This window comes from Cognataquiflexum aquatile (genome assembly GCF_003316845.1).
Classification (GTDB): Bacteria; Bacteroidota; Bacteroidia; order Cytophagales; family Cyclobacteriaceae; genus Cognataquiflexum; species Cognataquiflexum aquatile.
Genome location: NZ_QMIK01000005.1, coordinates 143719 through 170589 on the forward strand (window position 1 = coordinate 143719; position 26871 = coordinate 170589).

The window sequence follows — 26871 nt, forward strand, 5'->3', positions numbered from 1 at the left end:
AATCCATCAAAAATCATGGAACTGAATGTATTCGATTCAAGAAAAGAAATGGGCGAGGCTGCTGCAAAAGCAGTAGAAGAAAGGATATTGAAGGTTTTGGAAGAAAAAGAAAACGTGAGAATTGTTTTTGCGGCAGCTCCTTCACAAAATGAATTTTTAGCAGCTTTAAGCACTTCTTCAAAAATACCTTGGGAAAAAGTGACTGCGTTTCATATGGACGAATATGTGGGTCTAAGCAAGGATTCACCTGCTCTTTTTTCCAATTTTCTTAAAGAAAAACTGTTTGAAAAGTTGCCTTTCGGGAAAATAAATCTCATTGATGGCAACAAAAATCCGGAGGAAGAATGTGACCGCTATGCTTCTTTGCTCCATCAGGCTCCAATTGACTTGGTCTGCATGGGAATCGGTAAAAACGGACACATTGCCTTCAATGATCCTCCTGTGGCAGATTTCAATGATTCCAAAACAGTGAAAATGGTAGCGCTAGACCTGGTCTGCAGGCAGCAACAGGTCAATGATGGTTGCTTTTCAGCTTTGGAAGAGGTACCAAGTCATGCTTTGACACTAACAATTACCGCACTGCTTGACACGGCTTATATCTGTTGCGTCGTGCCCGGCAAAAACAAAAGACAAGCTGTCACCGACACCATCTCAGGTCCGATAGAAACGCAATGCCCTGCCTCCATTTTGAGAATCCACGCCAATTGCCATCTCTTTTTGGATATCCAATCCTGTCCTGAAATTTTGGAACCAAATGATAAAAAGGAATCTATCGGAATTGATTGCCTGACCGGAAAGCTGTCTGTTTTCAATTCAAGTGGAAATTTTATAACCACAAGCGTCAAACCATCCAAAAAACAGTTGAATGACCATTTTTTTATTGGGCCGGGTTTGGTGGATTTACAGGTAAATGGAGTCAATGGGATTGATTTCAACGATCCAAAACTCTCTGTGTCGGATATCGAAAGTGCCACCCACTTTTTGTTGAGCAAAGGTGTCACCACCTATTTCCCAACTCTGGTTACCAATGAAGATCAAGTCATCATCTCAATTTTATCCACCTTCAAAAAAGCCTGTGATAATAATCCCTTGATTGCTGCATGCATCGGAGGGATTCACTTGGAAGGTCCTTTTATTTCTTCGGAAGAGGGGGCGAAAGGAGCCCATAATTCTAAATATATCAAAAAACCAAATTGGGATTTGGTAAGCAAATTTCAGGATGCATCCGGTGGAAGGATCAAGCTCATCACCATGGCGCCTGAGTTGGAAAATGCTTTTTCATTCATCAAAAAATGTTGCGACAATGGTATAAAAATAGCCATTGGACATAGCAATGCCACGTTGGAGGATTTGGAAAAAGGAGTAGAAGCAGGAGCAAGCCTTTCTACCCATCTTGGAAATGCCGTTCCGCTGATGCTTCCGCGTCATCCCAATATCCTTTGGGATCAACTTGCCTTGGGTCAACTTTATGGTAGTTTGATCGCTGACGGATTTCATGTGCCGGATTCATTTTTGAAAGTGGTTTTAAAGGTTAAAGGAGAAAAAGCTTTTTTGGTGAGTGATGCAACAAAGTTTTGCGGAATGCCTCCCGGAGAATACAACACCCATATTGGAGATAAAGTAATCCTATCACCAAATGGAAAATTATCCTTGAAAAACGGCAATGGATTATTGGCAGGAGCAAGTAAAACACTCCTTGATGGCATGGAATACCTGATTGAAAAAAAGCTAACTGACCTTTCGATGGCTTGGAAAATGGCCTCGGTCATACCGGCGGCTTATTTAGGAATCGGTTTTCAAAAACCAAGTACCAAGACCGACCTCGTATTTTTCAAACTCCGAGACAGCGGAAAAATTAAAATCCACAAAGTCGTTAAGAACGGAGAGGTTTTCAATATTTGACGTAAAATAGACCTTTTGCGACAAATTGATTTAATTCACGACATTTTTTTGTCGTGAATTAAGAATAAATTGTCGTAAATATTAATTTCACGACAAAATAATACTATATTTGTCGCGAATAGAAAGAGATGAAAATTCCAAAAACCAAAGAATTAAATGCCATCAAGGAAATTTTGGTAAAATTTCCTGAAGGAATCACTTTGGAAGAAATCAAAGAAAATCTTGATTTTGAAATAGAGCTAAGAACATTACAGCGAAGACTCAAAATCCTAAAAGAAAAGGAGGAAGTTTATGTAACCGGCGGATCAAAGGCGACAAAATACCATCCTGTCTATGAAAAAAATGTGGTCAGAGAAAGTGAACCACCAAAGTATATCGTGGAAAAAAAGGAAAAAATTCCAATTTCCAAAGAAGGAAAAAAGATCAAAGATGCATTAGCCAAACCATTGATCAGCAGACCAAAAGTAGGGTACAACAGGCAGTTCTTGGAATCCTACCGACCCAATGTAGACCAATACCTCTCAGAAAAAGAAATAAAAACACTGACAGAATTGGGTAAAACCGGAAATCAAAACCAACCGGCAGGAACCCATGCCAAAGAGGTCTTGAGCAGGTTGCTGATTGACTTGAGTTGGAATTCCAGTAGATTGGAAGGAAATACCTATTCTTTATTGGATACACAAAGGTTGGTGAATTTTGGTGAATCAGCTGATGGGAAATCCATCGAAGAATCCCAAATGATCCTCAACCACAAAGAGGCTATTGAATTTTTGGTACAGTTGGGAGATGATTTGGAATTCAATTCCTATATCATTCTAAATCTTCATGCGCTATTGGCTGATAACCTTCTGCAGGACCAGAATTCCATAGGCCGCCTGAGGTCCATTCCGGTAGGAATCCATAAATCCGCCTATACACCATTGTCAATTCCGCAACTGATAGCAGACCAATTTGAGTTGATCTTGCAAAAAGTCAAGGAGATTCAGAATCCATTTGAGCAAGCCTTCTTCATTATGGTGCATTTCCCTTATTTGCAGCCATTTGATGATGTCAACAAAAGGACCTCGAGACTTGCTGCAAATATTCCGTTCTTCAAACATAACCTGTCTCCTCTTTCGTTTGTGGATGTCCCAAATGAGGTCTATGTACAGGCGGTTTTGGGTGTTTATGAGCTCAACAGGATTGAATTGCTAAAGGATGTTTTTATTTGGGCTTATGAAAGATCCGCAATCCGGTATGCTGCTATCAGACAAACAGTAGGAGAACCTGATGCGTTTAGGACCCGATACCGAAATGAAATCAGGGAACTTGTCACTGAGATCATTTCAAATAACCTGAGTCCAAAAGAAGGATCCGACAGGATCAAAAGGAAAGCTAATCAAATTCTGAAAACCGATCAGAATAAGTTTATTGAATATGTGGAGTCCGAATTGCTCGGCGTTCATGAGGGAAGTTTTGCCCGTTTCAGGGTTTCTCCTGCTGAATTCCATATTTGGAAAGAAAACTGGTCAAGGTAAAGACCTGATTTTTACCTTGACCTTTCTTTATTTTTTATCCAATAGTTCTCTCACCGAAACAGATTTACCACCAAGCTTTTTACTGATATCCGCCGCTTCCATAAAAGCTAAAATCTCAAGGGTTTCTTCAGGCTGCACCGGAACGATGCCCGTCTCAAAATATTTTACAATATCCAAAAGTAAAGGCTCATATCCGGCATAGGGACCTAAAACCACATTTCCGTTTTGGGTAAAAACCGTACCTCCATAATCATGTTTGCCTGTTCGGGTTCCTCTAAAAGTCCCGACTCTTCCATCTTTCCATATCCCGGTGACCACATCTGTATCATTGGTAGATACCCTCACGACAGACTCACATCCTGTACCCATTACGGTAAATAAGGTTTCCACTCCGTGTATCCCATACCAGAATAAATCCGGATGCGAAGGTTCCAATTCGGCAGGGCTAAATGTACTGGCACCTATAACGGTGCTTTTGTCAATTTTTTCTATCCCTGTAATGTACCTCAGGGAAGATGCGGAAAAAACCGGGATTTTGTATTGTTTGGAAGCTTCAAAGATGGCCTGGGCATCTTTCAATGAAGCTGTCATAGGCTTGTCTATAAACATTCGCTTCCCTGCTTTAAATACTTCCATTGCCTGTTCCAAATGAAGTTTCCCATCATTGGTTTCCAATAATACCACATCTACTTTTTGAAGCATGTCTGCGATTGAACCTACGATTTCCACTCCCATTTTCTGGATTTCTTCAGTATAACCTGGAATTCTATCCATGCTCGACTTGATATCCTTACTTCCAAAAGGATAAGCAGCGACGACATGGTAACCAAAATACAATTGGTCATCTTTATGTCCATTCAATACTTTGGTAAAAGCGATACTGTGCGAAGTATCCAATCCAATTATTCCGACTTTTTTTCCCTGGGAGTTCTTTACTTGATCTGAAGAAAAACCGAACGAATTTCCATAAACCCCCAGACCGATACCGGCTATTGTGGATGTTTTTAAAAATAATCTTCTGGAATTACGGCTTCTACTTTTCATAAGACTGCTTTTTTGAAATGGTAAATTTTGGATGAATTTATTTAAATTTATTCTTTAAACCCATTACCACTATGAAACATGTAAGCATTGGCTGGTTTGAAATACCAGTCGAAAAAATGGAAAGAGCAATGGCTTTTTACGAAGCAGTCTTTGATTGTAAACTTAATCGTCATCATATGGGCCCCATCGATATGGCTTGGTTTCCCTGGGACGAAAGCAGACTGGGTGCCGGAGGAAGTCTGGTCAAAGCTGAAGGATATTATAAACCGAGTACCGAGGGTACCAAAATTTATTTTTCATCAGAAGACGTAAATGTCGAACTCAGCAGAATTGAAAAAGCCGGCGGAAAAATCATTCAGCCCAAAACCGAAATCTCCCCTGATATTGGATTTATGGCATTGTTTCATGATTCGGAGGGAAATGAAATTGCACTCCATTCAAAGCAATAAGGCTAAAATGAGCTAAAGGCGGAATTCAACCTGTGGCTCATTTTCCATTTTTTTCCTAAACTATATTTTTGCGCTTTTTTTTAAATTCCAAAGGGCTAAAAAGAAGGTGAAAATTGAAGTTGCCTCTTTAATAAACAGGCAATAAAATAACAAATGAAGCCCCTTCCCCATTTTTCTTTTCCAAGAGCAGTGATCCATTATGCCCGTGTGTAATGATTTCATAACTTAAACTGAGACCCAATCCAGTACCTTCCCCTGTAGGTTTGGTGGTAAAAAAGGGCTCAAAAATTTTCTCTTGATTCTCACTTGGAACTCCCGGTCCATTATCTGAAATCCTGATTCCGACTTTATCCCCTGACATAAATGTAGAAACAGAAACCTCAGGTTCAAATCCTTCTGAGTTGTTTTTGGTTTTTTCCCAAACCGCATCAAATGCATTACCAATAATATTGATAAGAACCTGACCAATCTCTTGGCCGGAAATTTTGACTTTCTTCAAATTTGGATGGAAATCTTTTTTAACTGCCGTAAAAAAACCCGGATTATGGGCACCTTTACTGTTGTAGGTTAGATCGATGTATTTTTCGACAAGATTATTGATTTCAACTATTTCAAAAGTTGACTTCCCTTGACGTGTATGCTGCATCATTGACCTTACAATTGCATCAGCTCTCTTTCCATGTTCCTCGATTAACCCCGCATTGATTTTTATATTTTCCATCAAATAATCAATTTCAACCTGATTATTATCCCTTATTGCTTGGGTCAATTCATCGATTAATTCACTAGAAAGGGCGGCAAAATTGTTGACAAAATTGAGAGGGTTCTTTATTTCATGGGCGATACCTGTCGCAAGCCTTCCCAAAGAAGCCATTTTCTCGGCCTGGATGAGCTGGTTTTGAGCTGACTTGAGTTCCTGATAGGCTTTCTCCAATTCCTGTATTTTTTCCAGTTCTAATGCTTTCTTTTCGTTATCTGCCTTAAGTGCCTGGGCTTGGGCTTCCGAAGCCAATGACTTGGCTATAGCAGTTTCTGCATGGAGTTCGGCTTCCCGTAATTTGGCAATTTCCCTTTCTTTTCTCAAAACCCGTTTCCTTTGGATTCTATCTAAAGAAAAAATAACCAAACCGAAAATGAATATTAAGATCAAAAATGCCCACCACCGGAGCCACCATATTGGCTTCACCATAAATGTATATGTCATTGGTTCCGAGGATTCCACTCCACTGTCATTGATGGCTATCACTTCAAGTGTATAGGATTTGGACCAAAAAAAAGCAGGCAAATTGGTATATCTCAGTCGTTTTTGGTCTGTGGCTGGAGACCAGTCATCGTCATATCCAACAAGTCTGGTTTTGTATTTTACCCCCGAAATCTTAGAAAAACTAAGAGCCGAATATTCAAAAATCGCTTCATTACGGCCTTCTGTTTTGTAAGATATCAAAGCAGAGGTTAGAACCACTACAGGTGGAACGTTATTTTTCCTGTCCCACCGTGGGTTATAAATTGAAAAACCCTTGGAGGTTCCATAATAAACCAAGCCCTCATTATCAACTTTGACCGAACCATAAAGCCAAACCTCATCTGCAATCAATCCATCCTGATTGGTTACTTGATTGAGTACTTTCCCTCTTTCCATATCAACTTCTGCAAGACCACTATTAGTCCCTACCCAGAGATTTTGAGTATTGGGCGCAACAGCAAAACTAACCGCATTGTTAGCCGGCAATCCATTTTCTTTGGTAATATGCTTTAAAATGGCACCTTTCTCTTGATCAAGTTGAAGAAGGCCTTCTTGAGAACCAACCCACATTTTACCATTATACCACAATAATTTTTCGATGTGATTTGTTGGGGCGCCATTTTGGGTGGACCAGAATGGTTTAAAAAGCCTATTAACGCCGGTAAAATCAGGCTTTTCAGAAAGATATTCTTTTGTAATTTTTTTGGTACTTCTATAAATTCCTTTGTCTACAGTACCCACCCAAAGGTGCCCATTTCCATCAATAGCTATCGATTTATTTAATCCCGGAGGAAGTCCCGATTCAACGCCAAAAACATAGATTTCTCCTGAAACGATTCCAACTATACTCCTTAATCCGGCAAACCAAATTGAGCTTATATCTTCTGCCCCAGAGGGGCCTTTAATGATCAATTTTTCGGAAGCAATAATGGGTGGGCTGTTGGGTATAGTAAACAGGATTCCTGTTTTCCCATTTATAATTATGGATTTACGTTCAACTGCCTCATTTAAAACCAATTTCTTATCAAATACCAAACCATTTAAACCTTGTGTGGTGGCTATCCAAATCCTTCCTTCGATATCCATTTCCAGACCATTTACCCAATCTCCACTGAGACCGTCTGCTTGGGTAATATAGGTGGAAGTCCCGTCTTCAGAAATACAGGAGACTCCTCCCTCCGTACCTGCCAAAACCCGAAAAGGGTAAGTGCCGGAAGGAACCATAAGTAAAGAATTTACTTTAGCGGAAGGTAAAACGGGCTTCTCTCCGGCTATAGAGCGAGTGCTGAAATTTTCAAAAGCATTGAAATTAAACCTGAGCTTCGAAATCCCTCCCGATTGGGCAATCCAAACGTTACCTTCCCTGTCTTTGCTTACATTAAAAACATTATCGCTCAATAACCCATTTGATCGGGTGAAAAGACCCACTATTTCCCCGGATTGATCATTGAATCTGATTATCCCGTTAACTCCGCTCACTGCCCATATACTGCCTTCAGTCACAGTGGCTAAACTGGCAATATTGGATTGCTTTAATTGAGCAATTTTTAAAGGATTGCTTAATTCATTTTTGAAAAGTAAAACTTCTCCGTTTTGCCTATATGCCCAAATTTTCCCTTTCTCATCTTCCAATAGGGAAGCAAAATTTTGATCTTCAGAGTTTTTGTCGGAAGAATAAATCAATTGGATTTTGTTGCCTGATATCCGGACAAGTTGGCCTCCCCCAATCCCAGCCAAAATCCCTGTCTTCCCTGAAAAAAGTGTGGTAATCTGTTGGGGTGTATTGCCTTTCTTTTCGATATTTAAAATATCTACTTCTAAATTGTTTTTTTCATTGATATGGTATTTCAAAAATCCTTTCGCAACAGTACCCACCCAAACTATCCCACTGCTATCCACTGCTATTTGATTGAGATTGACGATTTCGGAATAAAGAGATTTACCCCCAAATTCTGAAGTAAAAGATAACCTCCTCCCGTTTTTATAATTAGATACAGGCTCTTTGGATACCACCAACCCAGAATTGGATGTTACCCACAGATAGCCTGATTTATCTTCTACTACCTGCCAAACTCCAAGGTCCTTGACGCCATCCTTTTGCCCATATAGATCCATCTTGGTCCCATCATATCTAACCAAGCCGGAGGAATGAACAGCCATCCATATGAATCCCTCACTGTCTTGAAAAACATTTGTAACCATCGCTGAAGGCAATGGATTTAATTCATTGTCAGGGGTATAATGAACAAAGGGCAGCTCTTGGGCTGCCACTTTGATACAATAAATGAATAAAAAGGAAATGGCTAAACAAACACGGAGATTCATCGAATGAATATAATCATTTACTCAATTAATTCCTGATTCCACCGGTGCCATTGAATGCAACAAGTGTGCTGGTGGCAGAGACCAATCTGGTATTCATTATCCTAGAACCTGCTGATTGGGAGTTTGATTGTCTGTCATTCACACCCTCACCACAGGTACCAAGCTCTTCGCATCCTAAAGCTTCACAATGAATCAATAATGCTTGGTTATAATTATCCCATATTTCAAAAACTCCATCAACCTCTCTAAGTGCTCCTCTTCGGCTGACTACGTTCAACTCAGCAGTTAGCAATTCTTTAAGGAACAATTCTAGGTCTGAAGATCCTACAGGTTTTAGAATTTCCAGTGCTGTTTTGATTTTTTTGTTTCCAAACTGAAAAGGTTCATTCAACAGGAGTTTCTCGATTTGCTTGAGGAATTCCAAAATTTCCGCCTCAGTATAATCACCCTTGGATGATCCACAATAGTTTAACTGATCGACCCAATAATCAGTGCATTCGGCAGTCCCTTCAACAATTCCTTCTAACAATTCACGGGTTGTTTTTTCTGAATCTATTTCGAATCCAAAATTGATGCAAGATCCATCTGTCTCATCAGTGCAAAAGTGCACGCTCGATGGTGTCGTTGCTTTATAACTGAGTTTGAGCAACTCGTCGGTGGTTTCCACATAGTATTCACCTTTCAAAACCTGGAAGGAAAAAGACCCATCTTCTAGGGTCATTACTGATCCCAAAATTTTATTTGTTGCTTTGTTCTTCAAAAATATTTCAATTTCAGGAATTCCAGATTCAGAATTTTGCTTGATGCCGTCTCCATTGGCATCAATAAAAATGCTTCCACAAATGTCAGTAACACCCTCGCAAGGACCCATTATTTTGCACTTTTCTCTTTTTCCGTTCCTAGTGATACTGCTCTCGATAACCCCAAGAGGCACATCGCCGGGAAAAGTCATAGAAAAGTTTTTACTTTCATCTTTTCCGATTTCAATATTCCAGGTAATCCCTTTTGAATCCAATTTAGATGATTGAACGGGTTCCCAAGAGGTAGGAACGCCGGCACAGGATGGGACCTGAAGAAAAAATTTCTCTAAATCTGAAGATTTGCCTGTCCCGCTTACTTTATAATGAAATGTGGTTCTGGTAACGCCATCTGTTTTTTCAACATTTCTTCCAACAAACTCCACGTCGTAGTTATTGATCCTTGCCTTTTCAAATTCCCCAAGTTGATCTGCAAAATATCCCGGCAGTTCCGCCCTAAAATCTTCCACATTTACTTTTCTGAAATTTTCATCAATTTTTTCAATAACCACCTCTTGATTGGAAAACTGACAGCTTGCCAAGAATAAAATTGAAGTGAATAACAGGAGCGAAGAGTTAAGGGCTTTTTTCATAATTTATATTTCGAATTGGTCAAAAATCAAGAATTTCACTTTAGGAGTTCAAAAGAATAAGACTTCTTTTTTTACTTAAATTATCAAATAATCACGTCCAGATTTTGGGAACAAAAACTCTCAAATAAAACAATCAAAAAGCTCATGAATGACACTTTTATCGGGATGTAATTCAATTTTTTTGCAAATTACATATTTTTTTTTGAAAAAATAGCAAAACCTCCAACCTTAATACCGTAATAATTACTTATCAGGAAATTTGATTTGTGATAAAAAAAAATTAATTGACTTATTACAATTAAAAAAAAATAAAATTTAATAATAACAATAAAATTTTCATTTTTTCTTATGCTATTTTCAGAATAATCAAATTCAAAAATATTATGTTTCCAATATGTTTTATTCCCAAAATAAGAACTGACCAGATTGATCAGTTCCCTTAAATAACTCTTTGGATATTTTTAATCTCAATTCATCAAATCCTCTATTTCCTCAGGTTCAATTGGAATATTTCTCATCAGGTCAAAATATCCGTCTTCCAAAACAACAATGTTATTTTCTAATCGAATCCCTAGGTTTTCCTTGGGTATATAAATTCCCGGCTCTACTGTAAAGACCATTCCAGCAGTGATCGGTTCGTGCATTGTGCCTACATCATGGACATCCAACCCCAAATGATGTGATGTGCCATGCATAAAAAACTTTTTGAATGCAGGCCATTTTGGGTCCTGATTCTTGATATCAGTTTGATCTATCAGTCCCAATCCCAATAATTCGGATTGCATTATCAGCCCCACTTCTTTGTGGTAATCCTGTATGTTGATTCCCGGCCTTAACATTTTGGAAGCTTGATTTTTTACTCTTAGCACTGCATCATATACAGCTCTCTGTCTTTTGGTAAATCTTCCATTGACAGGAATAGTCCGGGTCATGTCCGCATTATAATTGCCGTATTCTGCCCCAACATCCAAAAGGATCAAATCTCCATCTTTACAGACTTCTTTGTTTTCGATATAGTGGAGCACGCAGGCATTTCCTCCGGAAGCAATGATGGGTTCATAGGCAAAGCCTTTGCTTCTGTTCTTGATAAATTCATGGATAAACTCCGCCTCAATCTCATATTCGGTCACTCCGGGTTTTACAAAGGAAAGTATCCGGCGGAAACCTTTCTCGGTGATATCACAGGCTATCTGCATTTGGTCGATTTCTTCTTTTTCTTTTACCGACCTAAGCTTATGCATCAATGGTGCCACGCGATGGTATTGGTGAAGGGGATATCTTTCTTTACAGCTTTTGACAAAACGCGCGTCCCTTGTTTCGACGATAACCGATGCACGGAGATGTTCATTGGCATTCAAAAAAACATGCTCACTCAATGCCATCAATGAATTAAGCACATTGTCAAAGTTGGAAACCCATTGGATATTGTCAATACCCGATACTGCAAACGCTTCTTCCTTGGTGTATTTATGCCCCTCCCAGATAGCAATGTGTTCATTTGTTTCACGGAGAAAAAGTATCTCCCTTTGGTTGGGATCCGGAAAATCCGGACAAATAACCAAAATAGATTCTTCCTGATCGATTCCTGTCAAATAAAACAAATCATTGTTTTGCCTAAATCTCATCGTTCCATCCGCATTGGTAGGCATGATGTCGTTAGAATTGAAAACCACAATGGACTTTGCAGGCAATTTTGATTTGAGCTTCTGCCTGTTTTGGATATAGAGAGATTGGGAAAGTGGGGTATATTTCATAAATGGGAATTTCTTGCCGGCAAATTCGGGATTTAAAATTGAACCAAAAATACCTTTTATCCATTGGCTAAAAAAAGACTTCAAAAAGTCTTTTATTTTTGTACTTTGAGCTTGGGAAAATAAAATAATGCAATACAATCTGAAAGAGTTGCCTAACGGCATCAGAATCGTCCATCAAGAAGTCAACCATACCAGGCTAGTACATTGTGGGTTTGTGCTCAATATCGGCAGCCGTGATGAATCAAAAGAACAAGAAGGTTTGGCTCATTTTTGGGAGCATATGGCTTTCAAAGGCACCAAAAAACGAAAAGCTTACCACATCATCAATAGACTTGAAACTTTGGGAGGGGAACTCAATGCCTACACTACCAAAGAAAAAATCTGCTTTTACGCCAGTACCTTAAAGGAACACTTTGATAAGGCAGCAGAACTGCTTTGTGACATCACGTTCAACAGTACCTTTCCCAAAAAACAAATAGACAAAGAGCGCCAGGTCATCTTGGAGGAAATGGCCATGTACCGTGACTCTCCGGATGACTCCATACAAGATGATTTTGATGAAATCATTTTCGAAGGCCATGCTCTTGGGAGAAACATCCTAGGCACAGAAGACACGGTCAAAAACTTCAGTCAAGAAGATTTCTTTGGATTTTTGTCCTCAAAATTTGATACAACCCAAATGGTCTTTTCGGTGGTTGGGAATGTCACTTTCAAAAAAGTGCTCCAGGAAGTGGAAGGATTTCTTTCTGAAATCCCAATAAAGAGAAGATTGTATGTGAGAAGCAGCTTTTCCAATTATTCCCCTAAGTCCAAAACCGTAGAAAAGGAAATAACTCAGTCTCATTGCGCTATCGGACAGCCGGCATATTCAATGTATGACCCGAGACGGTTCAAGTTATATTTATTGAACAATATCCTTGGCGGACCGAGTATGAACTCAAGGCTGAACCTTGCCCTCCGGGAAAAGTACGGATATGTCTACAGCGTCGAATCCCATTACCAGACCTATTCAGACACGGGTTTTATCGGGGTATATTTTGCTACGGAACAAAACAAGGCTAACCGCGCCAGAAAGTCAGTTCTGAACGAAATGGAAAAGTTGCGTACCAAAAAACTTGGAACGATGCAGCTTCATATGGCCAAAGAACAAGCTATCGGACAGATGGCCATGTCAGAGGAAAATTATGCCGCACTTATGCTGGTTTTTGGCAAAAACTTATTGGATAAAGGCAAAATTGACTCTTTGGACACTATCTTTGGAATCATGAGAGAAACGACCGCGGAGGAATTAATCGACATTGCCAATGAAGTCTTTGATCCAAAACAGCTCAGTTTTCTAAATTACATTCCAGTCTGACATGGAATTTATCGCACCTGAATTATTGGATTATTGTGAGCAACACAGCAGTGTGGAAGACGATCTGCTGCAGTATATCAAAAGGGAAACCTTTGCTAAAGTACTGATGCCCAGAATGCTTTCAGGACATCTTCAAGGCAAAACTTTGGAGCTTTTAGTCAAAATGCTGAACCCAAAAACCATCCTTGAAATCGGGACTTACACCGGCTATTCCGGGATTTGCATGGCTAGAGGATTGGGCAAAAACGGTACACTAATAACCTTGGACATCAATGATGAGCTGGAAACAATGGTAAGGGGATTTTTTGAAAAGTCAGGATTGTCCCATAAAATTGATTACAGACTTGGCAATGCTTTGGATATTATCCCTACGCTGGAAGGAAATTTTGATATGGTTTTTATCGATGCCGATAAGGCCAATTATATCAAATACTATGAGCTTGTCGTTGAGAAGGTTAATCCTGGAGGAATTATTATTGCAGACAATGTCCTTTGGTCAGGAAAAATTTTGGTAGAGGAGGGAAAAAAAATCGATAAAGACACACAAGTGATATTGGATTATAACCGAATGGTGCAGAATGACCCCCGTGTAGAAAATGTATTACTTCCAATCAGAGATGGATTGATGCTGGCAAGAAAGCTATGAAACATTATAACAGTAATTTATTCAGATTCACTTTTTCACTTGTTTTGGCATTTTTTTCAGCTTGCTTGGCAATCGCCCAAGTACCACAGGTTCCTTCCGAACTCAGATTTGCCGACCTTACTATCAAAATTAATGAACAGGCAAGGAGAGAAATCCAAAGTGATGTGGATGCGCTCTATCGCAATCCAACTTATTTCAGAGTAAAAGCAGAAAGAGTCAATCTTTATCTTCCGATCGTTGAGAGAGAATTGAGAAATGCCGGTGTACCGACAGATTTCAAATACTTGGTCATCCAAGAAAGTAGTCTGGTAGCAGATGCCGTCTCTACTTCAAATGCAGTGGGTTTTTGGCAATTCAAGCAAGGCACTGCAGAAGAGGTCTTTCTTAGGGTTGATGGACAAATTGATGAAAGAAAAAACATTGTCGCTTCCAGTCAGGGTGCTGCGAGATATTTAAAGAAAAACAATGCGCCTTTTGACAATTGGATGTGCGCTTTGGTGGCCTATCAGATGGGTCTCGGGGGCGCAAAGTCATACTTTGGCAGTATCTACAACGGAAAAAAGACAGTGGAAGTAGACAGGAATTTCCATTGGTATTTCAAAAAATTTCTGGCTCACAAGATTGCATTCGAAGCACCAACTGTCATGCTAGCGAGCAATAACGGCATCTTGGAAGAAGTAGCTGTTCAGGGTCCAACCTCCCTAAAAGCATTAGCACCTAGGCTTGGCGTCACTGAAGCCCATCTCAAAGAATATAACAAATGGACAGCAAAAGGAAATATCCCTGACGACAGGCCTTATTCTGTTTTATACATAAGAGAAAATACCCCACAACCACGGCAGACTGTCACTCAAACACAATCTACTGAAAACACAATTCCAACTGTGACCACAGCTCAGGTCAAGAAAACCGATTATCCAAAAATCACCGGAAACCCCCAACAGGCCACTCAACCAAATCAGATCAAAGTCAATGACATCGATGGGGTAAAAGCAGCCCTAACCACTACCCAAGATAATTTCACCGATCAGATCGGAGTAAAAGAAGCAAAATTCCGAAGGATCAATGACCTTGACAAAGAAGAAAATGTTGAAGCAGGACAATATTACTACACCAAACCAAAGAAAACCAAAGCAGATGCGGAAACACATACCGTTCTCCCCGGGGAGACACTATGGTCTATTTCCCAAATGTATGGCATCAAACTCTCTTCCCTGAAATCCAAAAACAGAATCAATAACGAACGGGAATTGAAAGCCGGTATGATCCTTAACCTGCGTGATTTCCTACCGAGGGGAACGGCCATTCCTACGGTACCTGCTACCGAATACAGGAAAATCATTGCAAACACAGGTAATAATACCGTTCCTTCAACACCTGAAACCGCCAAACCAAACAGTAGCATCAATAATACGCCTGTCATTCCTTCTAATCAGGAGTCGGTGAGGATGATTTCACATATTGTAGTTGCCGGCGAGAATCTTTTCAGGATCAGCCAAAAATATAATGTGACTGTGGAAGAAATTAAAAAATGGAACAACCTTCCTGATAACAATATCAAGGTGGGCCAAAAGCTTATTATCAACAAACCTTAAAACCCGGATTAAGGTATATTGGACCATGCAAAGAAGATTATCCACATTGTTTTTTTTGTTTTTTTGCTCCTTTGGCATTTCAAAAGCCCAGGATAGACTTCAATTGGCAGATACCCTTTTGATAGACGGGGATACTATTGTCATGTTGGGAGATTCCATTATCTTCAAACAACAAGTCAAACCAGTCTATTGGGAGAAGGGGGGAAATTTCAACCTCAGCATTCAACAGGTGAGTCTTTCCAATTGGAATGCCGGAGGTTCTAGTAGCCTTGCCTGGAATACAGCTTTGACATTATTTGCCAATTACAAAAAAGATGTGATCATTTGGGATACCAAGCTGAATGTCAACGCAGGATTTAACAGGCAAGGTGGACGCAGCTATGCAACTAGAAAGACCAATGATAATTTTATTTTTTTGAGCAAGTATGGGCGGGAACTGACTAAATTTTGGTTTTTATCCACACAAATTGATGCTCGGACCCAATTATTGGAAGGTTACCGTTATTTCAGACCAGCGGGTGCGGAGGTAGACTCCAGATCCAAACTTTCGGATTTCCTTGCGCCTGCCTATATCCAATCCTCTACAGGTTTGAACTACCGAAGAGATTTCAAAAACAAAGACAGGATTTCCCTGATCGCATCCCCTTTCACAGGCAGGTTTACTATTGTCATGAATGATTCTCTGAGCAATGCAGGGGCATTCGGGGTAGTACCCGGAGAATCAGTACGTGCCGAAGCGGGTCTTTCATTTGGTTCTACTACTGACATCCAATTGTATGAAAATATTCGCTGGCGGGCGGATTTAAACCTATTTACCAATTTTGAGAGTCTGGGAAATTTTGTGGTCAACCTCAACTCTGTGATCTCCCTTAGGGTCAATAAGTTCATCACCACGAGGATTGAAACCATTCTGATTTATGACGAAAAAGTGTTGATCCAACAGGATTCAGGTCCGCCAAAACAGGCAATACAACTTCAAAACATGTTCAATTTCGGGATTGGGCTCGATTTCTAAAAATCTGTTTCTAAACCAAACCTTCGCTTTAAATCTTCCAGCGCAGGCGATTTTTCTAACAAGTGATTCAGCTTATCGGTGCTTGTATAAAGTTTTCTTTTGCCGTTTGGTTCTTCTTCTTTGATGACCGCATCAAGATGGATACTGTAATTATTGAGTTTTCTCCTGAGAATCTGGAGAATTTCTGGTTTGATCTTTTGAAAAATTCCCTCTTGAATTTCACCATTAAGTTGAAAGGTGATCGTTTCTCCTTCCAAAATTATCGGTTGCTTGAGCACGGTAACTTCAAGACTCCGATGATGAACCTTATAATCTTCGATGATTTCATTGATCTCAGACTTCAACCCTGAGAGGTCAAAAATTTCAGTCAGTTGCTCTGATGGCTTGATCGGTTTTTCTTCTGTCTTTTCGGCTTCTGCGACCGATACGACAGCGTTTTGTTCGAGTGCTACCTTGGCTGAACCGATACTTGTGGGAATGGAAAGTGTCTTTTGAACAGGTGTTTTTTTCGCAGCAAAAGAATTTGCTTCTTTAAAAAGAGGCGTTGCCGAATTTTTTAAATTTTCCTGAGGTACCTCATTCAGGCTTTTTTTTTTGAGTCTTCCTGTGCCAAAACGGCCAAAGAAAGGGCCTGAGGCAGTTTTGACATTTTCATCAACGCCAATTCTACATGCAACCTTTGGTTTTTGCTGGTTTTGTATTGGATATCGCATTGATTGCAGATGGTCAATGCAGACAACAAGAAAGAAACGCTTGCAAGTTGGGATTGGGTCAGGTATCTATCCCTCGCAGAATCCGATACTTGAATCAAGTCAATTGTTGCGGGGTCCTTGCACACCATCAGGTCTCTCAAATGCTCAGAAAGTCCCACAATAAAATTATGCCCGTCAAAACCTTTTTTCAGAATTTCATCAAAAATCAACAGCACATTGGAAATGCTCCCAGCCAATAATGAATCTACGACCTTGAAATAATAATCATAATCAAGGATGTGAAGATTACTGATGGTCTCCAAATATGTCAACCTATTGCCAGAGGAATAAGTCACAATCAGGTCAAACATAGAAAGTGCATCTCTCAAGGCCCCATCGGCCTTGGTGGCTATAAGCCTCAGTGCTTCCGCTTCTGCTTCGATTTTCTCCTGCTCTGCAATATGCTTGAGGTGATCAGCAATGTCATTGATCTGAATTCTATTGAAATCAAAAATCTGACAACGCGATAATATAGTCGGGATGACCTTGTGCTTTTCTGTAGTGGCTAAAATGAAGATGGCATATTTCGGGGGCTCCTCGAGGGTTTTCAAAAATGCATTGAACGCTGCATTGGAGAGCATGTGCACTTCATCAATGATATATACTTTATAAAGTCCTTGTTGCGGGGCATACCGTACCTGCTCTACGAGGTTTCGGATATCATCTACAGAGTTGTTGGAGGCCGCATCCAGTTCATGTACATTGAAGGAGGCGTTGTTATTGAAAGCCAAACATGAATCACAAGTATTGCAGGCTTCAAAATCAGCGGTGCGGTGTTGGCAGTTGATGGTTTTGGCTAATATCCTGGCGCAGGTAGTTTTGCCAACTCCTCGGGGACCACAAAAAAGAAAAGCTTGGGCCAGGTGGTTGTTCTTAATCGCATTTTTAAGCGTAGTCGTAATATGCTGCTGCCCTACGACACTCTTAAAATCCGAAGGCCTGTATTTTCTGGCAGATACGACAAAATTTTCCATCGCCGCAAGATATAAAATAATTGTAATTCAGACCTTGACTGCCGAAGTGTTATTTGCGGTTTATTTCATAAAATATTCATTCTGTAGGGGTTAATTTTAGAATTGAAAAATTGGAAAATTTTAAAATTGAAAAATTACAAATTCCATGATTGGCAGCTTTCTATTTAATAATGACTTCTTATACCTCTTACGGGGCGCAAATATCTTAAAGGTCACTGTCATAGTTCTTGGTACTTAAAAAATTCCCTCCTTGGAACCATTTTTACACTATATTTGTCACCCATTCAGAAAAATGGGGCTGACCGGTTTTGACAGTAGGTGTAAGGACTGGGCTCGCATGCAGGCCGGAGTATGTACGGCCTTGAATAATTCATACGAACATAACTGGCGAAACTTCTTACGCCATGGCTGCATAATCTAACCCTTCGGGGACAAGATAACGCTTAAAGGGTTGAGCTTCGATAGAAGTTCCCCGGCCACATCCCGCAACCCCCCGTCCTTTCGGGGTTGATACTGGGGTGTCGAAATGATCGGACTAGTGCCGGTGATGATGCTAAGCCGGTGCGAAGCTCAAGTATCTAAGCAGTGGATAGGTGTGTCATCCAGCAGTACACTGACGAAAACCCAACAGATGACTAAGCATGTAGACGGTACGGTGTTTCCTTATCTGGACGCGGGTTCGAATCCCGCCAGCTCCACAAAAAAAGAAGCCTTCCTCTGACCTCTTTCGAGGATTGGAGGAAGGCTTTTTGAATTATTCTCTGAACAACAAAGAAAATGAAAGTTAAAAAAATCACCCACTAAGGCTTATATTTTAAAACAACAGAGCGCTTTTGATTCCCTGTGCCAATTTTGTACTGAAAGAACTGTAAAGTTCCTTTTTCTGATCTTTTTGAATCGAAAGAAAAGAAGTCCTGTTGCGGATTACTTCCCAAGCATTGTCTTTTGCTTCTCTTTCGCTACCTGCTAAGGTCTGGATTTGAAACTCAATTCCATTGATTTCCAATTTGATTACATACTTTACCATTTTGTCCAAATTTTAATGTTATACCTAAAAACTTACTGATTCTTTTGACAGTCTTCCAACTGTACCTTTAACTTGCGATTGATTCTTGTAAAGCGATTATGTTGATACAAATTACATTTTTATATATTTAAAAAACAAATATTTGTAAAAAAATATTTTTAAATATTTTAAAAAAATCAAAAAAAGCCTCCAGAAATCGAATGGACAGTGAATAATCATCCTACACTAGGAACAAAAAAAGCGGGTTTGAACAGGGAAACTTTTCCCTTTTCAAACCCGCAAAAGCATGTTTAGAATGGATTACACTCCGAAATAAGTATTCAATTCTTCTGACATGAGCGATTTTTCGTTCAAGTCTTTGATGACTCTCCCCTTTTCAAGCAATACTATCCTGTCACAAATTTCCGTTACATGGTTCAAATCGTGGCTAGAAATCAAAAAAGTTATTTTGGAGTTTTCTTTTGATTGCAGGATCAGCTTTTTTAACCTGTTCTGAGAACTTGGATCAAGATTTTCAAAAGGTTCATCGAGAAGGACTGCTTCGGGATGACCCATCATTGCTGCGGCTATTCCTACTTTCTTGAGGTTCCCTTTGGAAAGGTCTCGGATGTATTTCTTTTTCCCCAATATCTCGTCATTGAATAGCTCCTTGAAATTTTCAAGATGGAGTTTTAGATCTTCTTCAGAAAGGCGATAGATCTTTCTCAAAGTTTCAAAATATTCATCAGGAGTCAGGTAGGAAAGTAACATATGTTCATCGAGATATGCCCCGACCCTGTTCTTCCATTCTTCGGTTTTGCTCACATCATTGCCTTCAAATGTCACTTTGCCAGATGAAGCCCGTACAAGGTCAAGCATGATGCGGAAAAGGGTTGTTTTGCCGGCACCATTGTTGCCCACCAATCCAAAACATTCGGATTTTGGAATCTCTAAAGACTCCACATCAAGCACTACTGCTTCTTTATATTGTTTTTTAAGTCCTTCTACCTTGATCATAACTCTTGTCTGAATGAAGATGATATTTCGTATCTGTTTTGTAAAACTTTGTCAATTGAAATTTTGGACAAATATGGAAATGCCAAAATTCCGGCTATTCCTACTATTCCCAAAGCCAATAAGCCCGCATATTGACTGACCAATAGGGCAAAGGGAAGGTAAATTACATAAGGAGCCCCAATCATCGGGATGATCATCAGGAATTGGGCAATACCAACGCCTTCATAATTGAACATCGCACCCTTATTGAGGTCCATAGGTTTTGGTTTCCAAAGGGAAAGGTAAATCACCAAATGCATGATGACTCCCATATTGAAAAGGAATGTGGCCACATGAATCAACAAAATGTCCCAACCAAAATAGGCATAAGGAACTGAGGCCAAGAGGCACAGGCAGGAAGTCACTACAAAAAGCAGGTATTTCCCTTTGACAAGTGCCTCAACTCCTGTTCTTTTTTGGAGGAAAAAATCAAAATTCGCAGAATTCCAACTCAGAAATAACTGCCCATATTGAAGCATAAAGATCCCTGTGATGAATGAACCTACAAATACAAACATGTGGCTAAAACCCGTTTCGGATTTGTATGCAGGATTGGTATAGAAAATCAGCCCGTAAAGCAGGAAAAATCCCGCCAACATCAGGTAAGTCCGGCTTTTTTTATGTCTGATGATCAGCTTCCACTCGAGGTTTGCCAATTCGCCGGCAAGTCCGAATCTCGAAAATATTCCTAAATCCTGATTGACAAAGCGGACATTCTCCTCTTGGGTGAGATCTTCTAAATAGGCGTTTTTAAAATAGTAAGCATAGGCCAACCTATATGTAACCAAAAACACCACCCCAAGTACCGCCACCGGAATCGGAGTAGTCAATGACCAATCAAATATCGGCTTGATCAGACTTCCCAGATTGTACCATCCGTAATAGGTAGAACCCGCACCGATCAATAGCAACGCGAAAACCGCACCGATCCCGATGAGGCTATCTTCAAATTTTTGCTTGAACCAAAGCATCAGCCAATGCAGCGACCAACTTGTAAACAGGATACAAAACAGCCAAGACCAACCTGCACCGGTCCCAAACCTCGGAGCAACTTCCTGAATTGCAAAAGGAGTAAATAACAAAGGTGCGATCAAAGTCAAAGGTGACACGAATGACCTTCCCAAAAGGAAATGGATAATGTTACTCTTCTTGATAGGGAGATGAAGAAACCGTTCCAATTCAATGACAGGTAGCTTTTGTACAAAGTACCTGTACATAAATTCGAAAAGGAAAAAGTAAACCAATGCTCCACTCAATGTCGCATATGCATCGGTACTTTCAAGACCTTTCTCTATGATCGGCTTCAGGAACAGGCCGAGCATTACTACATAGGAAAGAAGCAAAAGAGCCATAAATGCCAAGAAAATAGCCACCAAGGCACTTTTGGCAAATGACGTGGACCGGATGGTTTTCAATAACTCCAACCGGATCAGTTCTAAAACCATAATGGATTGAATAAGGGTTAAAAGATAAATAAATGTATTTTTGGTTCTGAATATAGGTAAAAGTAAATAAGCCTATAAACGAACCAAAATTTAATTGACCAAATGAAGGAAAATATACAGGAAATAGGATTTTTCGATATCGTGAAGGAAAGAAGGTCTGTCAGGATTTTTGACCAAGAGACTCCTTTTGACCATCAATCCGTCCAAAAATGCCTGGAAGCAGCCATCCTCGCTCCTAACAGTTCAAATATGCAGCTTTGGGAATTTTACCGGATCCCAGAAACTTCTGCACTTAAAAACCCTATTTCCCGACTTTGCATGAACCAAAAAGCTGCTACTACAGCAAGGGAACTTGTGGTCGTCGTCACCCGACGGGACAAGTGGAAAAGTAGGGCAGCCTCCAACCTTTCTTACATCAGGGAAACATATAAGAACTCACCAGGCAAAAAACAAAAGCAAGCCGAAGCATATTATGGAAATCTTGTCCCAAAACTGTATTCAAAATATCCTTTTTGGTCAATTACCAAGCAGGTCATTGCATGGATGATGTCCTTGAAAAGACCCATGGTCAGGGAAGTAACCGAATCAGATGTACGGGTATCAGTCCACAAAAGTGCTGCACTTGCAGCCATGACCTTTATGTACGCCATGAAAGCGGAAGGATACGATACCTGTCCGATGGAAGGATTCGATTCTGAAAGAGTCAAAAAACTCCTAAACTTACCAAAAGCAGCTGAAATCAATATGATTATTGGCTGTGGAAAGGGACTGCCTGAAGGGGTTTATGGAAAAAGGTTCAGATTGCCAAACGAAGAGGTTATCTTTGAAAAATAAAAAAAATGAAATTTGAAATTTTTATTTGCATAATTTCAACAATAAAAATTTAAAACCACCAAATTGACATTGGCTTTAAAAAATACACAAAGATAAAACTTGCAACCCTTTTTCCCCGAATTGTGTCCATTTAGGCAAAATATATTTATCTCGCTATTATAACCATATGTTAAATTTCGAGGTTTTTTTGATTTGGTAAGAATTTACCAACCCCAATAATTAGTAAACAATTTTTGTAGAATCAGAATTATCATTACACCGATTCATTGGCATTATTTTATTTATTATGGAAAGCATCAAATTAGTCATTTGGGATTTGGATGACACTTTTTGGAAAGGAACACTTTCAGAGGAAGGTGTAACACCTATTCAGGCAAATATTGATCTAGTTAAAGAGCTGACGAATCGGGGAATCATCAACAGCATTGCCTCAAAAAATGATTTTGACCAAGCAAAAAAGAAACTGGCCGAGCTCGGGATATGGTCATACTTCGTTTTTCCGGCTATTGAATGGCAACCAAAAGGCGTCCTTATCAAGCAAATAATTGAAAATTGTCAATTGAGGGATGTAAATGTGCTTTTTTTGGATGATAACCATCTCAATCTCAATGAAGCAATTTTTTATAACCCAAACCTCCATATCGAATCTGAAAAATTTGCTGAAAAAATTCTCACACATCCGGCCTTCAAAGGAAAAATCGACACAGACCACAGCCGACTAAAACAATACAAGATTCTAGAAGAAAAAGCGATTTCAAAATCTAATTTTAACAGTAACATTGATTTTCTGAAGGATTCTGATGTCAGGTTACAACTGATTACTGACCTTGGGAATCACTCTGAACGTTTGTTAGAATTGATCGCCCGCTCCAATCAATTGAATTTTACAAAAATCAGGATCGATGAAGAAGCTTTTAAAAAGCTCATAGAAAACCCAAATTTGGAAAATGTTGCCATCAGGGTATATGACAAATATGGAGATTATGGTTTAGTGGGTTTCTATTCTTACAACCGGCAAACCCACCGTTTAGATCATTTTGTTTTTTCCTGCCGGATATTAAACCTCGGTGTTCCACAATTCATCTTTAATAAACTAGGGAAACCTGAATTGACCATCTTACCTGAAGTCGCAGAAGGACTCGATGGACCTGAACCGGAATGGATCAAAGAAACTGTTTTCGATGGAGAAAAGATTGTTTCCGAATCGCCCTCAGATAACAACTTTGCCAAAGTGGTCTACAAAGGAGGCTGCGAATATGACCAACTGATTTTTTTATTGAAAAACAACAACATTGATGTCACCCGAGAGGTCAACTATGTAACCCGCGACAATGTACAGGTGAAGCAATTCCATACGGAAAGTATCCTAGATAGTGTGCGGTTGACTGACAATCAAAAAAAAATGATAACGGGTAATGAACTCACCATTTTTACAGACGAAAAGTACTTTGACACCAAAGTTTTCCCGGCCAATTATGATTGTCTGATCCTCAATACCAGAATGGATTACACACAAATAATATATGAGCACAAAACCGAAAAATTCAGGATATCTGCCGGTGGTTTTGGAAATGATTATTTGAATCCATTGGACCATGAGCGGATGCTCAAATTTCTTAAGGAAAGAAATGTACCGGGAATAACCGGGGAATATTTTCGCCAGTTTCAGGAAAATTTCAAATCATTAGGAAGGATTACAACTGTTCAGTTTGTCAAAAATCTTCATGAATTAAGGAAATTGATCCCCGTTCGAATTCCGATTATTCTGATCAATCAACCCGAACTTGAAAACTCCAAACACCAATCTCCCGAAGTTTTAGAAAGATATAGGGAAATGAATGCAGCATTGGAGACATTTACAAATGAGGCTGAAAACTGTCACCTTTTGGACATCAGGCTATTTGTCAATCATGAATCCCACCTAGAATCGGACATCAGCCATTTTAAAAGGAAGTATTACCGGGAGATTTCTTTGGAACTCCTGAAAATACTGGACCGCATGCTTCCAAAAAAAATAAATACAGACTTAAGCTTCAAGGCCGTTTTGTTTGATAGAGGTATGGCGATATATGAGGATGTGAAGATATTGAAGCATAAAATCCTGGGAAAAAACACCAAAAAGAAGATAGGCGATTTATTGAAAAGTTTTTCATCTAGAAATTAAAAATGAAGTCTACTTTTGAAAAAGTGCGGCTGATTTTTTCTAAGAAATCTGAAATCCCATTCAATACCCATACTTCCCTTTCCACTTTTCCTTCAGGAATTTTCTCAATTCGTTTTCCCTTGCATTGTTTCCGGGATCGTAAAGTTTTAGGTTTTTTATTTCATCAGGCAAAAATTCTTGCGCCACAAAATTCCCCTCATAGTCGTGTGAGTACTTGTATTCTTTGCCATAATTAAGATCCTTCATCAGTTTGGTTGGCGCATTGCGTAGGTGAAGCGGAACAGACAGGTCTCCTTTTTCCCTGACCAAAGCTTGGGCCTGATTGATGGCAAGGTAGGCGGCATTGCTTTTTGGCGAACTTGCCAAATAGGTGACACATTGGGAAAGGATAATCCTTGCTTCTGGATAGCCGATGATTTTGACTGCCTCAAAGCAATTTGTAGCCAAAAGAAGTGCATTTGGATTTGCATTGCCGATATCTTCCGATGCCAAAATCACCAACCTCCTTGCAATAAACTTTACATCTTCCCCGCCTTCAATCATCCGCGCCAACCAATACACCGCCGCATTTGGATCAGAACCACGGATAGACTTGATAAAAGCCGATATGATATCATAATGTTGCTCTCCGGATTTGTCATATAAAGCCACTTTTTGTTGGGCGATCTCAGTGACAATGTCATTGGTGATGACGCAAGGATCCTGGTTGATCCCATCTATGACTATTTCGAGTAAGTTTAAAAGCTTGCGCCCATCTCCGCCTGAAAGCCTGAGAAGTGCTTCAGTTTCCTTGAGTTCAACGGTTTTCTTTTTGAGGTCCACATCCTTTTCCAAAGCCTGTTTGATCATGGCTTCCAATTCGGGTCTGCCTAGAGGATTGAGGGTAAAGACCTGGCATCTGGACAAAAGTGCCGCATTGACTTCAAAGGAAGGGTTTTCGGTAGTGGCACCGATTAGCCGGATGGTCCCTTTCTCGACCGCCCCCAAAAGCGCATCCTGTTGGGACTTGTTGAACCTGTGGATTTCATCAATAAAAAGAACAACCCCAAGTTGGAATTTTGCTTTTTCGATAACCTCACGGATATCCTTTACTCCCGAACTCACTGCACTCAGCGTATAAAAAGGCGCTTTGATTTCATTGGCAATGATATTGGCGATGGTGGTTTTGCCCACTCCGGGAGGCCCCCACAAAATCAGGGAAGGAATATTTCCGGTTTTGATGGCTTTATGCAGGAAAGAACTCGGAGATGAAAGGTGCTCCTGACCGATCAGGTCTTCCAACCTGTGCGGTCTCATTCGTTCGGCGAGTGGTATTTGGTTCATTCAGAAAAAGATAAGAGAATTGAGGTATGAGATAGGAGACATTAAATCTCATTCACAAGCTTTTTCATCTTCTCTAACCCTGTTTTGGCTACGGTCAGAGCATCTTGTTTCCAATAATCCTGGTTGAAAAGCTCAAGCGAAAGTACCTTATTTCCACCCATATTTTTCAGGTCTGTCAGTATCTCTTTCATCGGGGCAGCACCGTCCCCGGGATAAACACGGTCTTTGTCTGCCTGTTCTTCTCTTGGAATAGACGCGACAAAATCATTCATATGGAAGATTTCGATAGCCGATCCGTTGAGCATTTTCAATCCATTATAACCGGATCCACCCCTGAATAGATGATACACATCAGGCAGAATCCTTGCATCGGGATCATTGGCTACCGCTGCCACCATCAAAACCTGTCCCAAATGATGAAAAAATGGGAATGCACCCCAGAACTCCAATTGGGGCATAACGCCCGTTTTTCTTCCGAGATCCAATAGTGCTTTGTAGCGCTCTCCTGCTTTGAAAAGGTCCAAGGGTGCGGTTACCCCGGCGGCCGGCGCAGCTACTCGAGCACATCCCAAGGAAGCCAAAAGCTCCATTTCCTGTTCCATTTGTACCATTCCGGATTTCCTTTTTTCCTCATCATCTACCATCCAAGGTGCAAAACCGATAGCATTCTCGAATTTCAAACCAGAATCCGAAATATTTTTTTTCAATCCATTTACAGAATTTCCCGCAGCAAGGTATTCCTGAATATCCCTGATCCATAATTCCACCCCGTCATAACCGGCTTTGGCTGCAATATCAAGATATCCTATCAATCCGGGCTTTTGTCCCATAATCGTACTTGTATTCAAACAATAGCTGAATTGACTTTCCTTTCTTTTTTTTGAGTTGGCACTCATTATTCCCGCCGTAGCGATCACACCGGTAGTCAACCCAATTGCTTTCATGGCGTTCCTTCTTGTTGTCATATTTTATTGGTTATTTCAGTTCGTTTGAAAATAAAATTCTGAAAATTCTGCATGAAATTATAAAAATACTTCTTGCAGATAAGAATAATCAACCACCTGTATAAATCACAAATTC

19 protein-coding genes and 1 other RNA gene are annotated in these 26871 nt (G+C 40.0%); 10 read left to right on the forward strand and 10 right to left on the reverse strand.

Annotation, left to right across the window (positions count from 1 at the left end):
* Positions 1 to 15: 15 nt before the first annotated feature.
* Together DQW11_RS15805 and DQW11_RS15810 are read left to right on the forward strand one after the other, a co-directional pair.
* Entirely contained in the window at positions 16 to 1902 is a 1887-nt protein-coding gene (locus DQW11_RS15805) for a 6-phosphogluconolactonase (protein WP_113925074.1), read from the forward strand.
* A 128-nt stretch (positions 1903 to 2030) separates the two neighbouring features.
* Complete coding sequence (locus DQW11_RS15810; protein WP_113925075.1) at positions 2031 to 3419, forward strand: Fic family protein; 1389 nt, start codon at positions 2031 to 2033, stop codon at positions 3417 to 3419.
* A gap of 27 nt (positions 3420 to 3446) precedes the next feature.
* Here the strand turns inward: DQW11_RS15810 and DQW11_RS15815 are convergent, their stop codons facing one another.
* Entirely contained in the window at positions 3447 to 4463 is a 1017-nt protein-coding gene (locus DQW11_RS15815; RefSeq protein WP_113925076.1) for a Gfo/Idh/MocA family protein, read from the reverse strand.
* 71 nt (positions 4464 to 4534) lie between these two features.
* Between DQW11_RS15815 and DQW11_RS15820 the strand changes: the two genes are divergently transcribed.
* Positions 4535 to 4912 carry a VOC family protein gene (locus DQW11_RS15820; protein ID WP_113925077.1) on the forward strand — a complete coding sequence of 126 codons (378 nt, stop codon included), beginning with the start codon at positions 4535 to 4537 and terminating at the stop codon, positions 4910 to 4912.
* A 127-nt stretch (positions 4913 to 5039) separates the two neighbouring features.
* On the opposite strand, the gene DQW11_RS15825 is transcribed toward DQW11_RS15820, so the two are convergent.
* The 3 genes from DQW11_RS15825 to DQW11_RS15835 form a co-directional block, all read right to left on the reverse strand.
* Positions 5040 to 8480 (reverse strand): sensor histidine kinase, encoded by a 3441-nt coding sequence (locus DQW11_RS15825; protein WP_113925078.1) that lies wholly within the window; start codon positions 8478 to 8480, stop codon positions 5040 to 5042.
* A gap of 25 nt (positions 8481 to 8505) precedes the next feature.
* Positions 8506 to 9870, reverse strand: a complete 1365-nt coding sequence (locus DQW11_RS15830) for an SdrD B-like domain-containing protein (RefSeq protein WP_113925079.1) — start codon at positions 9868 to 9870, stop codon at positions 8506 to 8508.
* A 467-nt stretch (positions 9871 to 10337) separates the two neighbouring features.
* Positions 10338 to 11624, reverse strand: coding sequence for an aminopeptidase P family protein (locus DQW11_RS15835; protein WP_113925288.1), 1287 nt, complete (start codon positions 11622 to 11624; stop codon positions 10338 to 10340).
* A 127-nt stretch (positions 11625 to 11751) separates the two neighbouring features.
* Between DQW11_RS15835 and DQW11_RS15840 the strand changes: the two genes are divergently transcribed.
* From DQW11_RS15840 to DQW11_RS15855, 4 genes are read left to right on the forward strand one after another with little or no spacing between them, the layout of a single operon-like run.
* Positions 11752 to 12981, forward strand: a complete 1230-nt coding sequence (locus tag DQW11_RS15840) for a M16 family metallopeptidase (RefSeq protein ID WP_113925080.1) — start codon at positions 11752 to 11754, stop codon at positions 12979 to 12981.
* Position 12982: 1 nt separating this feature from the next.
* The gene (locus DQW11_RS15845) at positions 12983 to 13627 is read left to right on the forward strand and encodes an O-methyltransferase (protein ID WP_113925081.1); all 645 of its coding nucleotides are present in this window, start codon (positions 12983 to 12985) and stop codon (positions 13625 to 13627) included.
* Positions 13624 to 15222 carry a lytic transglycosylase domain-containing protein gene (locus DQW11_RS15850; RefSeq protein WP_113925082.1) on the forward strand — a complete coding sequence of 533 codons (1599 nt, stop codon included), beginning with the start codon at positions 13624 to 13626 and terminating at the stop codon, positions 15220 to 15222. The genes DQW11_RS15845 and DQW11_RS15850 overlap by 4 nt, the downstream gene beginning before the upstream one ends.
* 25 nt (positions 15223 to 15247) lie before the next feature.
* A complete protein-coding gene (locus tag DQW11_RS15855; protein ID WP_113925083.1) occupies positions 15248 to 16237 on the forward strand; it encodes a DUF3078 domain-containing protein in 990 nt (329 codons plus the stop codon).
* Between the two features lie 580 nt (positions 16238 to 16817).
* On the opposite strand, the gene DQW11_RS15865 is transcribed toward DQW11_RS15855, so the two are convergent.
* Positions 16818 to 17963: a DNA polymerase III subunit gamma/tau gene (locus DQW11_RS15865; protein ID WP_113925084.1), complete on the reverse strand. Its 1146-nt coding sequence runs from the start codon at positions 17961 to 17963 to the stop codon at positions 16818 to 16820.
* Between the two features lie 294 nt (positions 17964 to 18257).
* On the opposite strand from DQW11_RS15865, the gene ssrA reads away from it, so the two are divergent.
* Positions 18258 to 18664, forward strand: a transfer-messenger RNA (tmRNA) gene (gene ssrA, locus DQW11_RS15870).
* A gap of 113 nt (positions 18665 to 18777) precedes the next feature.
* Here the strand turns inward: ssrA and DQW11_RS15875 are convergent.
* The 3 genes from DQW11_RS15875 to DQW11_RS15885 all read right to left on the reverse strand — a co-directional run bounded on the left by DQW11_RS15875 (position 18778) and on the right by DQW11_RS15885 (position 21470).
* Positions 18778 to 18990 carry a hypothetical protein gene (locus DQW11_RS15875; RefSeq protein ID WP_113925085.1) on the reverse strand — a complete coding sequence of 71 codons (213 nt, stop codon included), beginning with the start codon at positions 18988 to 18990 and terminating at the stop codon, positions 18778 to 18780.
* Positions 18991 to 19290: 300 nt separating this feature from the next.
* On the reverse strand, positions 19291 to 19986 hold the full coding sequence (locus DQW11_RS15880) for an ABC transporter ATP-binding protein (RefSeq protein WP_113925086.1): 696 nt from the start codon (positions 19984 to 19986) through the stop codon (positions 19291 to 19293).
* On the reverse strand, positions 19983 to 21470 hold the full coding sequence (locus DQW11_RS15885; RefSeq protein WP_113925087.1) for a DUF5687 family protein: 1488 nt from the start codon (positions 21468 to 21470) through the stop codon (positions 19983 to 19985). The genes DQW11_RS15880 and DQW11_RS15885 overlap by 4 nt, the downstream gene beginning before the upstream one ends.
* A gap of 102 nt (positions 21471 to 21572) precedes the next feature.
* Here DQW11_RS15885 and DQW11_RS15890 point away from each other — a divergent pair, with 102 nt between their 5' ends.
* Together DQW11_RS15890 and DQW11_RS15895 are read left to right on the forward strand one after the other, a co-directional pair.
* A complete protein-coding gene (locus DQW11_RS15890; RefSeq protein ID WP_113925088.1) occupies positions 21573 to 22304 on the forward strand; it encodes a nitroreductase family protein in 732 nt (243 codons plus the stop codon).
* A 286-nt stretch (positions 22305 to 22590) separates the two neighbouring features.
* On the forward strand, positions 22591 to 24468 hold the full coding sequence (locus tag DQW11_RS15895; protein WP_113925089.1) for a hypothetical protein: 1878 nt from the start codon (positions 22591 to 22593) through the stop codon (positions 24466 to 24468).
* Positions 24469 to 24528: 60 nt separating this feature from the next.
* On the opposite strand, the gene DQW11_RS15900 is transcribed toward DQW11_RS15895, so the two are convergent.
* Positions 24529 to 25791, reverse strand: coding sequence for a replication-associated recombination protein A (locus DQW11_RS15900; protein ID WP_113925090.1), 1263 nt, complete (start codon positions 25789 to 25791; stop codon positions 24529 to 24531).
* Positions 25792 to 25832: 41 nt separating this feature from the next.
* Entirely contained in the window at positions 25833 to 26756 is a 924-nt protein-coding gene (locus DQW11_RS15905; RefSeq protein WP_113925091.1) for a sugar phosphate isomerase/epimerase family protein, read from the reverse strand.
* Positions 26757 to 26871 lie beyond the last annotated feature (115 nt).